Annotated in this window: 8 protein-coding genes and 1 pseudogene; 8 read left to right on the top strand and 1 reads right to left on the bottom strand. The window is 69.7% G+C overall.

Annotated elements, in window-relative coordinates; translation table 11 throughout:
- The first annotated feature begins 276 nt into the window (after positions 1–276).
- From ACIBLA_RS28135 to pulA, 7 genes and pseudogenes are all read left to right on the top strand, one after another.
- Positions 277–1,548 carry an extracellular solute-binding protein gene (locus tag ACIBLA_RS28135; protein ID WP_363243512.1) on the top strand — a complete coding sequence of 424 codons (1,272 nt, stop codon included), beginning with the start codon at positions 277–279 and terminating at the stop codon, positions 1,546–1,548.
- A gap of 34 nt (positions 1,549–1,582) precedes the next feature.
- Positions 1,583–2,596: a sugar ABC transporter permease gene (locus ACIBLA_RS28130; RefSeq protein WP_363243513.1), complete on the top strand. Its 1,014-nt coding sequence runs from the start codon at positions 1,583–1,585 to the stop codon at positions 2,594–2,596.
- Between the two features lie 125 nt (positions 2,597–2,721).
- A complete protein-coding gene (locus ACIBLA_RS28125; RefSeq protein WP_363243558.1) occupies positions 2,722–3,519 on the top strand; it encodes a carbohydrate ABC transporter permease in 798 nt (265 codons plus the stop codon).
- A 47-nt stretch (positions 3,520–3,566) separates the two neighbouring features.
- Positions 3,567–5,270, top strand: coding sequence for a glycoside hydrolase family 13 protein (locus ACIBLA_RS28120; RefSeq protein ID WP_363243514.1), 1,704 nt, complete (start codon positions 3,567–3,569; stop codon positions 5,268–5,270).
- On the top strand, positions 5,255–6,316 hold the full coding sequence (locus ACIBLA_RS28115) for a LacI family DNA-binding transcriptional regulator (RefSeq protein ID WP_399200249.1): 1,062 nt from the start codon (positions 5,255–5,257) through the stop codon (positions 6,314–6,316). The genes ACIBLA_RS28120 and ACIBLA_RS28115 overlap by 16 nt, the downstream gene beginning before the upstream one ends.
- Positions 6,317–6,661: 345 nt before the next feature.
- Positions 6,662–8,041 (top strand): annotated as a pseudogene (locus ACIBLA_RS28110) (alpha-amylase family protein); the annotation flags it as partial.
- Positions 8,042–8,183: 142 nt separating this feature from the next.
- Positions 8,184–13,523, top strand: coding sequence for a pullulanase-type alpha-1,6-glucosidase (gene pulA / locus ACIBLA_RS28105; RefSeq protein ID WP_399200269.1), 5,340 nt, complete (start codon positions 8,184–8,186; stop codon positions 13,521–13,523).
- Between the two features lie 79 nt (positions 13,524–13,602).
- Here pulA and ACIBLA_RS28100 read toward each other — a convergent pair whose 3' ends face one another.
- The gene (locus tag ACIBLA_RS28100; protein WP_363243517.1) at positions 13,603–14,358 is read right to left on the bottom strand and encodes a TetR/AcrR family transcriptional regulator; all 756 of its coding nucleotides are present in this window, start codon (positions 14,356–14,358) and stop codon (positions 13,603–13,605) included.
- Between the two features lie 52 nt (positions 14,359–14,410).
- Between ACIBLA_RS28100 and ACIBLA_RS28095 the strand changes: the two genes are divergently transcribed.
- On the top strand, positions 14,411–14,833 hold the full coding sequence (locus ACIBLA_RS28095; protein WP_399200248.1) for a hypothetical protein: 423 nt from the start codon (positions 14,411–14,413) through the stop codon (positions 14,831–14,833).
- Positions 14,834–14,841 lie beyond the last annotated feature (8 nt).

The following is a 14,841-nucleotide window of genomic DNA, read 5'->3' as shown; positions in this document are numbered from 1 at the left end:
ACACCCGGATAGCAAAATCTTGCAATACCTTGCGGGGTGGCGGCGCCGGAGTGCGCCACCCGCTCACGGAGCCGGTATTGGCCGACACGTAACGTACTTGCCAGCTCGCGCGCCCCCCGTCAAGAACCCTTGCGGCAACTGTGCGGACACGTGAATGTAACGATCAAGGATGCTTGCAGGAATCTTCCGCAAGCTCTTTCGGCCTTCTTTCATCCTTGTTACCTTCACGTCGACCCGGCGCCGCGACGGAGCGGTACGGCAGTTGAAGGAGTTCAGATGCGACGTGGCATAACGGCCACCGCCCTGGTCGCGACCCTGGCGCTCGCGGCGACCGCCTGCGGCGGCGACGAGGAGACCAACGGCAAGTCGAGCTCGGGAGAGCTCTCGGGCACGGTCACCTGGTGGGACACCTCGACCGTGGGCAGCGAGGACAAGGTCTTCAAGAAGCTCGCCGAGGACTTCGAGGCCAAGCACAAGGGCGTCGACGTCAAGTACGTCAACGTGCCCTTCGGTGAGGCGCAGAACAAGTTCAAGAACGCGGCGCAGTCCGGCTCCGGCGCACCCGACGTCATCCGCTCCGAGGTCGCCTGGACGCCCGAGTTCGCCGATCTCGGCTACCTCGCGCCGCTGGACGGCACGGCCGCGCTGAAGGACGAGAAGGACTTCGTACCGCAGGCCGCGGCGTCCACCGAGTACGACGGCAAGACATACGCGGTCCCGCAGGTCATCGACTCCCTCGGCATCTTCTACAACAAGAAGCTGTTCAAGGACGCCGGGGTCGAAGTCCCGACGACCATCGCCGAGTTGAAGACGGTCTCGAAGACCATCAAGGACAAGACCGGCAAGACCGGCATGTATCTGCGCGGCGACGACGCGTACTGGTTCCTGTCGTTCCTCTACGGCGAGGGCGGCGACCTGGTCGACGCCAAGGGCAAGACCATCACCGTCGACAGCCCGGCCGGCGTCAAGGCCATGGAGGTCGTCAAGGACCTGGTCGACTCCGGCGCCGCCAAGACCGACGCCACCGACGGCTGGGAGAACATGCAGGCCGCCTTCAAGGGCGGCGACGTGGCCATGATGATCAACGGCCCGTGGGCGATCGCCGACACCTACGCCGGACCGCAGTTCAAGGACAAGGCCAACCTGGGCGTCGCCCCGGTGCCCGCCGGATCGGCCGGCCAGGGCGCCCCGCAGGGCGGCCACAACCTCGGTGTGTACGCCGGGTCCAAGAACCTCGACGCCTCCTACGCGTTCGTGGAGTACATGTCCTCCGCCGAGTCCCAGGCGAAGATCACCACCGAGCTGAACCTGCTGCCGACCCGCACCTCGGTCTACTCGCAGCCGGACGTCGCGAAGAACGAGATCGTCGGCTTCTTCAAGCCCGTCGTCGACAAGGCCGTCGAGCGCCCCTGGATCCCGGAGACCGGCAGCCTGTTCGCCCCGCTGGTGACCGAGTACACCAAGGTCCTCACCGGCCAGACCACCCCCGAGAAGGGTGTCAAGGCGACCGGCGACTCCTACCGCAAGCTGCTCAAGGGCTGGAAGTAAGACTTCGGCGAGAGGAAGGAAGGCAGGCCGGCTGATGGCTGTCCACACCGGCCAGTCGGCGGTGAAGGCCGCGGGTGACTCGGATGTCGCCCGCGGCCGGAGCCGCGGCACTGGCAAACCCCCCGGCGGGCTGCGGCGTTCGGTCTCCACCCACTGGTACGCCTGGGCCATGGTCGCACCCGTGGTGGCCGTGATCGGCGTGATCGTCGGGTACCCGCTGGTCCGCGGCATCTATCTGTCGCTGACCGACGCCAACGAACGCAACGTCGAGCGGAACATCGGCGTCAACCACCTGCCCGCCACCTATGAGTTCGTCGGTCTCGACAACTACGCCGACGCGCTGACGGGCGGTCAGTTCCTGTCCACGCTCGGCTGGACACTCGTGTGGACCGTCTCCTGCGTCGGCATCACCTTCGGCCTCGGCCTGGCTCTCGCGAATATGCTGAATCGCCGGATCGCGGGCCGCTCCGCCTACCGCATGATGCTCATCCTGCCGTGGGCCGTACCGGGCTTCGTCTCCGTCTTCGCCTGGCGCTTCCTCTACAACGAGGACCGGGGCTTCCTCAACAAGCTGCTCGCCGGCGGCGGCATCGACGCCGTGCCGTGGCTCAACGACCCGACCTGGGCCAAGTTCTCGGTCATCGCCGTGAACATCTGGCTCGGTGTGCCCTTCATGCTCGTGGCCCTGCTCGGCGGACTCCAGTCCATTCCGGGGGAGATGTACGAGGCCGCCGAGATGGACGGCGCCGGCCCCTGGCAGCGCTTCCGGCACATCACCATGCCGGGCCTCAGGTCCGTCAGCACGACCGTGATCCTGCTCAGCACCATCTGGACGTTCAACATGTTCCCGGTGATCTTCCTGCTGACCAGAGGCGGTCCCGGCGAGGCCACGCAGATCCTGGTGACCCAGGCGTACAAGTTCTCCTTCGAGATCAGCCCGCGCGACTTCGCCCAGTCGTCCACCTGGGGCGTCCTGATCCTCGTACTCCTGATGATCTTCGCCGTGGTCTACCAACGAGTCCTCCGCAAGCAGGGAGATACCTGGTGACCGCCGCGACCGAGCCCCAGACGAACACGCCGAACACCCCGAACACGCCGCACACCCCGAACACCACGACCGCGCCCCCGGCGGCGAAAGTACGGCGCCGCGGCGACCGCTCCAGGGCCGCGTCCGTGGGCCTGCACACCACGCTGATCGCGGCGTCCTTGATCGCGGTCTTCCCCGTGCTGTGGGTCCTGCTGACGTCGCTGAAGCCCGCCGCGTACGCGACGACGACGGACTTCTTCAAGGAGACGACGTTCGAGAACTACACCAAGCTGCTTGAGGACACCCCCTTCCTCACCTGGTTCGGCAACTCGCTGCTGATCGCCGGACTCACCACCGTGCTCGGTGTGTTCACCGCCGCCACCACCGGCTACGCCGTCAGCCGCTACCGCTTCCCCGGCAAGCGCGGACTGATGTGGACCCTGCTGATCACGCAGATGTTCCCGATGGCGGTGCTGATCGTGCCGCTGTACAACATCATGTCGGACCTCGGTCTGCTCAACCAGGCCGCCGGACTGGTGATCACGTACCTCACGATCGCCGTGCCGTTCTGCGCCTGGATGATGAAGGGCTTCTTCGACACCATCCCGCGCGAGATCGACGAGTCGGGCATGGTCGACGGACTGACCCCGTTCGGCACCTTCTGGCGGCTGATCCTGCCGCTCGCCAAGCCGGGGCTCGCGGTGACCGCGTTCTACTCCTTCATCACCGCCTGGGGCGAGGTGGCGTACGCCTCCGCGTTCATGGTCGGCGACGAGAACCTCACCCTCGCGGGCGGTCTGCAGAAGTTCGTCAACCAGTACGGCGCCCAATGGGGTCCGATGACAGCGGCGTCCGTGCTGATCGCGATACCCGCGGCGATCGTCTTCCTCTTCGCGCAGCGCCATCTGGTGACCGGCGTCTCCGCGGGCGCCGTCAAGGGCTGACGACGCCTTCCCCCCGCCCCTTTCCAACCAGACCCCCCAGGGACGACATGACCCAGCACCTCGCTGCCCCTTCCACCGGCACGTCCGACGACGCCGAGGGCCACCGCTCCGGCTGGTGGCGGGACGCGGTGATCTACCAGGTCTATCCGCGCAGCTTCGCCGACTCCAACGGTGACGGCATGGGCGATCTCGAAGGCGTACGGAGCCGGCTGCCGTATCTGCGCGCGCTGGGTGTCGACGCCGTCTGGCTCAGCCCCTTCTACGCCTCGCCACAGGCCGACGCGGGCTACGACGTATCCGACTACCGCGCCATCGACCCCATGTTCGGCTCCCTCCTGGACGCGGACGCGCTGATCCGCGACGCCCACGAGCTGGGCCTGCGCGTCATCGTCGACGTGGTGCCCAACCACTCGTCCGACCAGCACGACTGGTTCCGCCGCGCCCTGAACGACGGCCCCGGATCGGCGCTGCGTGAGCGCTACCACTTCCGCCCCGGCAAGGGCGCCACCGGCGAACTCCCGCCCAACGACTGGGAGTCCATCTTCGGCGGCCCCGCCTGGACCCGGACCACCAACCCGGACGGCACCCCCGGCGAGTGGTATCTGCACCTCTTCGCGCCCGAGCAGCCCGACTTCAACTGGGACCACCCGGCCGTCGCCGACGAGTTCCGCTCCATCCTGCGCTTCTGGCTCGACATGGGCGTCGACGGCTTCCGCGTCGACGTCGCCCACGGACTGGTCAAGGCCGCGGGGCTGCCCGACATCGGCAGCGGCGGCCAGCTCAAGCTGCTGGACAGCAGTGAATCCGGTCTGCCGTTCTTCGACCAGGACGGCGTGCACGAGATCTACCGCAGCTGGCGCACCATCCTCGACGAGTACCCCGGCGAGCGGATCGCCGTCGCCGAGGCATGGACACCCACCGTGGAGCGCACCGCGAACTACGTGCGCCCCGACGAGATGCACCAGGCCTTCAACTTCCAGTATCTGAGCACCTTCTGGGACGCCGCCGCGCTCCGCGACGTCATCGACGCGTCGCTCGCCGCGATGCGCCCCGTCGGCGCACCCACCACCTGGGTGCTCTCCAACCACGACGTCACCCGGCACACCACCCGCTTCGCCCACCCCGTCGCCCTCGGCACCCAGCTCCGGGACGCCGGCGACCGTGAACTCGGCCGGCGCCGGGCCCGCGCGGCGACGCTGCTGATGCTCGCCCTGCCCGGCTCCGCCTACCTCTACCAGGGGGAGGAACTGGGCCTGCCCGACGTCACCACCCTCCCCGACGAGGCCAGGCAGGACCCCTCGTACTTCCGCGCGGCCGGCCAGGACGGCTTCCGCGACGGCTGCCGGGTGCCGATCCCGTGGACCCGTAAGGGCTGCTCGTTCGGCTTCGGCTCCGGCGGCAGCTGGCTCCCGATGCCGCTCGACTGGGGCGCGTTGAGCGTCGAGGCGCAGACCGGGGTGGCGGGCTCCAGCCTGGAGATGTACCGCGCGGCCATCGCCGCCCGGCGCGCACACCCCGGACTCGGCGCCGGGGAGTCCGTCGACTGGCAGGACGCGCCCGAAGGCGTACTCGTCTTCGCCCGCCCCGGTTTCCTCTGCACCGTCAACACCACCGGCGCGCCGGTCCGGATCCCGGTCCGTGGCCGGCTGCTGCTGGAGAGCGGGCCCGGCACGGTCACCCACACCGGACCCGAGTCCGGCGCCCCCGAGGCCGAACTGCCCGCCGACACCACGGTGTGGTGGACGGTGTGACGCTGCCCCTCCCCAAGTCCGGAGCCGGTACGCCACGGCTCTCGGACATCGCGGGACAGGCATCGGTCAGCGAGGCGACGGTGAGCCGGGTGCTCAACGGCAAGCCCGGCGTCGCCGACAGCACACGCCAACGGGTGCTCGCCGCGCTCGACATCCTCGGGTACGAGCGTCCCGTACGGCTGCGGCAGCGCAGCGCCGGACTGATCGGTCTGGTGACCCCGGAGCTGATCAACCCGATCTTCCCGGCGTTCGCCCAGGCCGTCGAACAGGTCCTGGCCGGGCACGGCTACACCCCGGTGCTGTGCACCCAACTGCCGGGCGGGGCCACGGAGGACGAGCTGGTCGAGCAGCTGGTCGAGCGCGGCGTCGGCGGCATCGTCTTCCTGTCCGGGCTGCACGCGGACACCTCGGCGGACCCCTCGCGGTACGCCGCGCTCATCGACCGCGGGGTGCCGTTCGTCATGATCAACGGCTGCAACGACCGCGTCAGCGCGCCGTTCGTGTCCCTGGACGACCGGGCTGCCATGCGGATGGCCGTCGGGCATCTGGCCGATCTGGGGCACCGGCGGATCGGCCTGGCGACGGGACCGCTGCGGTACGTGCCGTCGGCGCGCAAGCGCGAGGGCTTCATCGACGCGCTGGGCGGGGCGCTGGGGCTCACGCGCGAGGAGGCCGGGGAGTGGGTGTGCTGCACGCTGTTCAGCGTGGAGGGCGGCCAGGTGGCGGCCGGGGCGCTGCTCGACCAGGGCTGTACGGGCATCGTCTGCGGCAGCGACATGATGGCGCTGGGCGTGGTGCGGGCCGCCCGCGAGCGCGGGCTGCGCGTCCCGTACGACGTGTCCGTGGTGGGCTTCGACGACTCGCAGCTGATCGCCTTCACCGACCCGCCGCTCACCACGGTGCGGCAGCCCGTGCAGGCGATGGCGGGGGCGGCGGTGAGCGCGCTGCTGGAGGAGATCGGGGGAAGTCCCGTGCAGCGTACGGAGTACGTGTTCCAGCCGGAGCTGGTCGTACGGGGGTCGACGGCGGGTGCGCGGGTGATCTGAGAGCGTCGCCGGGGTGCGGCGGTGACCGGCCCGGCCGGGCGGGCGCGTGGAGCCCGGCGTCGCCGGGATCTCCCGTCCGACCGGACCGGAGTCGGGACGAACGTACCGCTGCGCAATCTCTTGCGGAAGCTCTTGCACATCAATCCGTTCCGATATTTCCCCGGTGTTACCCAGTGGTGTCCAGGGGGTTGACCGCGATGGGCGGGGCTCGTACGGTCTGCTCGCGACAGGCTTTTGCTTTCTTGCAGCAAGAACATTCAGGACCTTCAGGAGCCTTGAGGGCAGGGCGCGTTGCCGTCCGAGGCCTCTCCCGTCATCCGCACCTCCCCCCACGCAGGAGGAAACATGGCCCGCAGAGCTTCCGCCCTCGCGCTCGCCCTAGTGGCAGGCGCGGCGGCCCTCGTGGCACCCGCGAACCCCTCCCAGGCGGCGCCTCCCGGAGCGAAGGACGTCACCGCCGTCCTGTTCGAGTGGCGGTTCGCCTCGGTCGCCAAGGCCTGTACCGACAGCCTCGGCCCCGACGGATACGGCTACGTCCAGGTGTCCCCGCCCCAGGAGCACATCCAGGGCGGCCAGTGGTGGACCTCGTACCAGCCCGTCAGTTACAAGATCGCCGGGCGGCTCGGCGACCGCGCCGCCTTCCAGTCCATGGTCAACACCTGCCACGCCGCCGGGGTGAAGGTCGTCGCCGACGCCGTCATCAACCACATGTCGGCCGGCTCGGGCACCGGCACCGGCGGCACCTCGTACTCCAAGTACGAGTACCCCGGCATCTATTCGGGCTTCGACATGGACGACTGCCGCTCGCAGATCAACAACTACGGCGACCGCGGCAACGTCCAGAACTGCGAACTCGTCGGCCTCGCCGACCTGGACACCGGCGAGGACTACGTACGCGGCAGGATCGCCACGTACCTCAACGACCTGCTCTCGCTCGGCGTCGACGGCTTGCGCATCGACGCGGCGAAGCACATGCCTGCCGCCGATCTGGCCAACATCAAGTCCAGGCTGAGCAATCCGGGCGTGTACTGGAAGCAGGAGGCCATCTACGGCGGCGGCGAGGCCGTGTCGCCGAGCGAGTACCTCGGCACCGGAGACGTACAGGAATTCCGTTACGGCCGCAGCCTCAAGCAGGTCTTCCTCAACGAGAACCTGGCCTATCTGAAGAACTTCGGCGAAGGCTGGGGCTTCATGGAGGGCGGCAGGTCCGGCGTCTTCGTGGACAACCACGACACCGAGCGCGGCGGCGACACCCTCAACTACAAGAACGGCGCCACCTACACGCTGGCCAATGTCTTCATGCTGGCCTACCCGTACGGCTCGCCCGATGTGCACTCCGGCTACGAGTTCAGCGACCACGACGCCGGACCGCCCAACGGCGGTACCGTGAACGCCTGTTACTCCGACGGCTGGAAGTGCCAGCACGACTGGCGGGAGATCTCCTCCATGGTCGGCTTCCGCAACGCGGCGCGCGGCCAGGGGGTCACCGACTGGTGGGACGACGGCGGGGACCGCATCGCCTTCGGGCGCGGCTCCAAGGCGTACGTCGCGATCAACTACACCGGCTCCGCGCTCAACCGCACCTTCCAGACGTCGCTGGCGGCCGGTGACTACTGCGACGTGCAGAGCGGCAACCGCGTCACCGTGAACGGCTCCGGCCAGTTCACTGCGACGCTCGGCGTCAACACGGCGGTCGCCCTTCACGTCGGGGCCCGCACCTGCTCCTGACCGGCCCGGTCCGGCCCGGTCGAGATCCGACAAAACCGCACCCCCCGCACCATCCGGCCGCCCCGGCGACGCGCACCCCACCTCCCCGCGCGCGTCGCCGGGCCGGCCCTCTTCCCGTACCCCGAGGAGATCCCGCGTGATACGCCCGACCCTGCCCGCGCCCGCGCGCACAACGGCCGTCGCCGTCGTGGCCGCGGCCCTGTGCGCTGCCCTGGTGCCCGCGCTGCCGGCCGTCGCCGCCCGCGCCCCGGCCCCGCCGTCGGACGCCCGGCTCGCCGCTGAACCAGCCCGGCACGATCTGACACGGGATCAGTTCTACTTCGTCCTGCCCGACCGCTTCGCCAACGGCGACCGGTCCAACGACCGCGGCGGGCTCACCGGTTCGCGTACCAAGACCGGCTACGACCCGGCGGACAAGGGCTTTTACCAGGGCGGCGACCTCAAGGGGATCACCGACCGGCTCGACTACATCAAGGGCCTCGGTACGACCGCCATCTGGATGGCGCCGATCTTCAAGAACAAGCCGGTCCAGGGCACGGGCGACGACGTCTCGGCCGGCTACCACGGTTACTGGATCACCGACTTCACCCAGGTCGACCCGCACTTCGGCACCAACGCCGAACTGGAGAAGCTGATCGACAAGGCCCACGACAAGGGCATGAAGGTCTTCTTCGACGTCATCACCAACCACACGGCCGACACCGTCGACTACGCGGAGAAGAAGTACAACTACCGTCCCAAGGGCGCCTATCCGTATCTCGACAAGGACGGCCGCCCCTTCGACGACCGGGAGGGCGTCGGCCGGGTGGACGCCGACGCGTTCCCGTACACACCGGCTCCGAAGGCGGGCGAGAAGAAGGTCCCGTCCTGGCTCAACGATCCCACGATGTACCACAACCGCGGTGACTCGACGTTCGCCGGGGAAAGCTCCGAGTACGGCGACTTCGCCGGCCTGGACGACCTGTGGACCGAACGGCCCGAGGTGGTCGACGGGATGGCCGAGATCTACCAGAAGTGGGTCCGCGACTTCGACATCGACGGCTTCCGCATCGACACCGTCAAACACGTCGACCTGGACTTCTGGACCCAGTGGGCCACCGCGCTCGACGCCTACGCCGCGGAGCGGGGCCGCGACGACTTCTTCATGTTCGGCGAGGTCTACTCCGCCGACCCGGCCGTCACCGCGCCCTATGTGACGCGCGGGCGGCTCGACTCCACGCTCGACTTCCCCTTCCAGGACGCGGCGCGCGCGTACGCCTCGCAGGGCGCGTCCGCCGAACGGCTGGCGAAGGTCTTCGGTGAGGACTACCGCTACACCACCGACAAGGCCAACGCCTACGAGCAGGTGTCGTTCCTCGGCAACCACGACATGGGCCGCATCGGCACCTTCCTCAAGCAGGACAACCCCGACGCCGGTGACGCCGAGCTGGTCGAGCGCGCCCGCCTCGCCAACGAGCTGATGTTCTTCTCGCGCGGGAACCCGGTCGTCTACTACGGCGACGAGCAGGGCTTCACCGGCCCCGGTGGTGACAAGGACGCCCGCCAGAGCCTGTTCGCCTCCACGACCCTCGACTATCTGGACGACGACCAGCTCGGCACCGACCGCACGCACGCCTCCGACGCGTACGACCCCACGCACCCGCTCTACCGGTCCATCGCCGAGCTGTCGAAGCTCACCAAGCGGCACCCGGCGCTGCGGGACGGCGTACAGACCGAGCGGTACGCGGCCGACTCGGTGTACGCGTTCTCCCGCACCGACGCGAAGGAGCGGAGCGAGTACGTCGTCGCCGTGAACAACGCCGCGACGCCGGAGACCGTGGAGGTGCCGACCGGGTCCGCGCGCACCGACTTCCTTGCCCTGTACGGCGGTTCACCGGCGGGTGACGTTGTACGCAGCGGGGCCGACGCGAAGATCAGGATCACCGTCCCGGCGCTGTCGTCGCTGGTCCTGCGGGCCGCCGAACCGCTCGCGCCGCCGGCCGCCGAGCCGTCGATCACCCTGACGGCCCCGGAGGCCGGTGCCACCGGCACCGTCGAGATCGGCGCGGACGTCGACGGCGGACAGCTGAACCGTGTCGTCTTCGCCGCCCAGGCCGGCGACGGCAAGTGGCGCACCCTCGGCAGCGCCGACCACGCCCCGTACAAGGTCACCCAGCATCTGGACGCCGACGTGGCCGCCGGAACACCCCTGCGCTACAAGGCGGTTGTCGTCGACAGCCTGGGCCGTACCGCCTCGGACCTCGCCTCGTCGACCGCCGGGCGGACACCCGCGCCCGAGCCGCCCACCGCGGTCGAGCGCGACCACGCGATCGTGCACTACCGGCGCCCCGACGGCGACTACGACGGCTGGCAGCTCAAGTCCGGTGACCAGGCTGCCGAGTTCACCGGACGCGACGCCTACGGCGCGTTCGCGTGGGTGGACGTCACCGAGGGCGCGTCGGCCGTCCCGTACACCGTCGTCAAGGACGGGACGCCGGACGGTCCCGAGCGCACCGTCGACCTCGCGAAGACCGGCGAGGTCTGGATCGAGCAGGGCGAGGACGGCCAGAGCGAGCAGGCCCCCGACGGCGCCTATCCGCCGCAGGACAAGACCAGGGCCGTCCTGCACTACCAGCGGGCCGACGGCGACTACGACGGCTGGGGGCTGCACACCTGGACCGGCGCCAAGGACCCCACCGACTGGGCGAAGCCCCTGGAGCCGGTGAAGAAGGACGCGTACGGCGTGACGTACGAGGTGCCGCTCGCCGAGGGCGCCACGTCCCTCAGCTACATCCTGCACAAGGGCGACGAGAAGGACCTGCCGTCCGACCAGTCGCTCGACCTGACGACATACGGCAACGAGGTCTGGCTGCTCGGCGGCCGGCCGAAGTATCTGCTGCCGACCGCCGGAGCCGTACCCACGCCGGATCTCGGCAAGGCCGAGGCGCAGTGGATCGACCGCGACACCGTCGTGTGGAAGGTGAAGGCGACCGAGGCCACCAGCCAGCAGCTCGTGTACGCGCCGGACGGCGGGATCACCGTCGAGAACGGGGCGCTGACCGAGGAGGGGCAGTGGCTGCGGCTCGCTCCGGGGGCGCTGACCGACGCGCAGAAGGCCAAGTACCCCCATCTGAAGGAGTATCCGGCCTTCACCGTCGACCCGCGCGACCGGGACAGGGTGAAGGAGTCACTGCGCGGCCAGCTCATCGCCACCCAGCGGGCCGCCAACGGGGCGCTGCTGGACGCGACGGGCGTGCAGATCCCCGGCGTGCTGGACGACCTGTACGCCGCCGACGCCACCCGCGCCTCGCTCGGCCCCGTCTTCCGCGAGGGACGTCCCACGCTGTCGGTGTGGGCGCCCACGGCGCGGCGGGTCGCGCTCGAACTCGACGGGAAGAGCGTGCCGATGCGGCGCGACGACCGCAGCGGCGTGTGGTCCGTGCAGGGTGGGCGGGACTGGACGGGCAAGGCGTACCGGTACGTGGTCGACGTCTGGGCGCCGAGCGCCGCGAAGATGGTCACCAACAAGGTCACCGACCCGTACTCGACCGCCCTGACCACCGACTCCGCGCGCAGCCTCGCCGTCGACCTCACCGACCCGAAGCTCGCGCCCCGGGGCTGGTCGACGCTGAAGAAGCCGGCGGCCGTCCCGATGCGCGACGCGCAGATCCAGGAGCTGCACATCCGCGACTTCTCGATCGCGGACCGCACGTCGGAGCACCCCGGCCGCTATCTGGCCTTCACCGACACCGGGTCGAAGGGCATGAAGCACCTCGCCCAACTGGCCGACGCGGGAACGTCGTACGTCCATCTGCTGCCCGCCTTCGACATCGGCACCATCCCGGAGAAGCCCTCCGACCAGCAGCAGCCTGCCTGCGACCTGTCCGTCTACGCCCCCGACTCCGAGGAGCAGCAGGCGTGCGTCGCGAAGGCGGCGGCGAAGGACGGCTTCAACTGGGGCTACGACCCGCTGCACTACACGGTGCCCGAGGGCTCCTACGCGAGCGACCCCGAAGGCACCAAGCGCACGGTGGAGTTCCGGCGGATGGTGCAGGGCATCAACGGCACCGGCCTGCGCACCGTGATGGACGTCGTCTACAACCACACCGTGGCGAGCGGCCAGGACCCCAAGTCCGTACTCGACCGGATCGTGCCCGGCTACTACCAGCGGCTGCTCGACGACGGCACCGTGGCGACGTCCACCTGCTGCGCCAACACCGCGCCCGAGAACGCCATGATGGGCAAGATCGTGGTGGACTCCGTCGTCACCTGGGCGAAGGAGTACAAGGTCGACGGCTTCCGCTTCGACCTGATGGGCCATCACCCCAAGGCCAACATCCTCGCGGTGCGTAAGGCGTTGGACGCGCTGACCGTCGCCAAGGACGGGGTCGACGGGAAGGCGGTCATCCTCTACGGCGAGGGCTGGGACTTCGGCGAGATCGCCGGCGACGCGCGCTTCGAGCAGGCCACACAGAAGAACATGGCCGGCACCGGGATCGCGACCTTCTCCGACCGGGCGCGCGACGCGGTACGCGGCGGCGGCCCCTTCGACGAGGACCCGGGCGTCCAGGGCTTCGCCTCCGGACTGTTCACCGAACCCAACTCCTCGGCGGCGAACGGCACTCCGGCCGAGCAGCGGGCCCGGCTGCTGCACTACCAGGACCTGATCAAGGTCGGGCTCACCGGCAATCTCGCCGACTACTCCTTCACCGACAGCGCCGGCCGCACCGTCAAGGGCTCCGAGGTCGACTACAACGGCGCCCCGGCCGGTTACGCCGCCGCGCCCGGCGAAGCGCTCGCCTACTCCGACGCGCACGACAACGAAAGCCTCTACGACGCCCTCGCGTTCAAGCTGCCGCGCACCACACCGGCCGCCGACCGCGCCAGGGCCCAGGTGCTCGCCATGGCGACGGCGGTGCTCACCCAAGGGCCCTCGCTCTCCCAGGCGGGGACGGACCTGCTCCGGTCCAAGTCGCTGGACCGCAACTCGTACGACAGCGGCGACTGGTTCAACGCGATCAACTGGGACTGCCGGGCCGGCAACGGCTTCGGGCGCGGTCTGCCGCCCGCCGCCGACAACAGGGACAAGTGGCCATACGCCAAGCCCCTGTTGGGGACACCCGGCATCACCCCCGGCTGCCCGGAGATCACCGGCGCCTCCGCCGCGTACCAGGACCTGCTGCGGATCCGTACCACGGAGGGGGCTTTCCGCCTCCCCTCCACGGACGCCGTCCAGTCCGCGCTCTCCTTCCCGCTCTCCGGCCCCGACGAGACACCGGGCGTCATCACGATGCGCCTCGGTGAGCTGGTGGTGGTCTTCAACGCCACGCCGGACACGGCGCGGCAGCGGGTCACGGCACTCGCCGACCGGTCGTACGGCCTGCACCCGGTCCAGGCGGGCGGCGCGGACGCGACGGTCAAGAAGGCGTCGTACGAGGCGAGTTCGGGCACCTTCGAGGTGCCGGGAAGGACGGTGGCGGTCTTCAGGGCCGGTGCGTGACGGCCGACCGGCCGTACGCCGTCAACAAGCTCGCCGCGCAGCACGTCCAGGACGCCGGCTGTCCTGACCCGGACCGTCCTTATGCGCTGCGCGGCGCGGGGAGCGGCAGCACGGCGGGCTGCGCCGGGGGCGGCGCCGCGGGCAGCGTCGCCGCCAGCGCCGTCAGGCGGGTCAACAGATCGCCGAACGGGCCGGCCGGCGGCTCGTCGGCGAGGACCGGCAGCAGGAGCCGGGCCATCTCCTCGTCGTACGCCGCGCTCACCGCTGCCAGCGCGGCGAAGTCGTGCACCAGCTGCAACTCCAGTTCGCCGCGCGGGATCCGGCGGCCGTCCAGCCACAGCAGTGCCGTCGACTCGGCGAGCGACACCCAGGAACGCACGACCAGTTCCAGCCTGGGCGGCGGCGACTTGATCGCGAGATGGGCCAGTATCTGCTCGTACGCCGCCTGCCGCACCTCGTCGATCATGGCGTTGGCCGTGGACGAACCCACGGCGGGACCACCGCGCATCAGCGCGGAGAAGCCGGGCCCGTGCTCGTCGACGAAGTCGAAGAAGCGTGTCATGACGCGCAGCAGGCGGGCGCCGAGCGGCCCTTCACGCGGTTCGGCGAAGCGCGCGGCCAACTCGTCGGCGGCCCGCCGCAACGCGGCCTCGTACAGCGACTGCTTGCCCGGAAAGTAGTGGTAGACCAGCGGCCTGGAGATGCCGGCCGCCGCCGCGATCTCGTCGATGGAGACGTGGTCGGGCGAGCGGTGGCTGAACAGTTCCAGCGCGACACGGATCAGTTGCTCGCGTCGCTCTTCGACGCCCATTCTGCGTCGGACCCCGGTCGTCATATGAACAGCCTAACCGTCGGTGGTTGAAGCCGGTCGGTTACGCTCGCCGACCATGAGCGCATCTGACCAGGAAGAGGTCACCGAATCGCCGGGACCGAAGCCGGAGCCGGAGCAGGAAGCGAAGCCGAAATCGGGGCCGGAACCCGAGCCGAAGCCGGAGCCGAAGCCGCTGTCCGACGATCCGGGTGACACCACCACGGACGCCGGCCACGACGACAACGCGCTCACCCCGCGGCAGGCCCGCCGTATCCGCGTCGTCGTCGCGTCGGTCCTTCTGGTCGCCATGGCCGCGCTGTTGGCCGTACGCCTCGCCAACCGCAGCTCCGTCCTCGTCGTCGGCCTCTACGGGTTCGCGATGATCCTCTGCGGCGTCGTCATCGAACTCAGCAGACACGGCCGCACCCGCCTCGCCACCTGGGTGCTCGGCTTCGGCCTCGCGGGAACGCTCGCCACCGACTGGCTGCTCCTGCCCTGAGCCCCCTG

This window comes from Streptomyces sp. NPDC050433, assembly GCF_044458565.1.
In the GTDB taxonomy this organism is placed as follows: Bacteria; Actinomycetota; Actinomycetes; order Streptomycetales; family Streptomycetaceae; genus Streptomyces.
The sequence above is the reverse complement of the archived record's forward strand: the minus strand, read 5'-3'. Positions and strand labels throughout refer to the sequence as shown.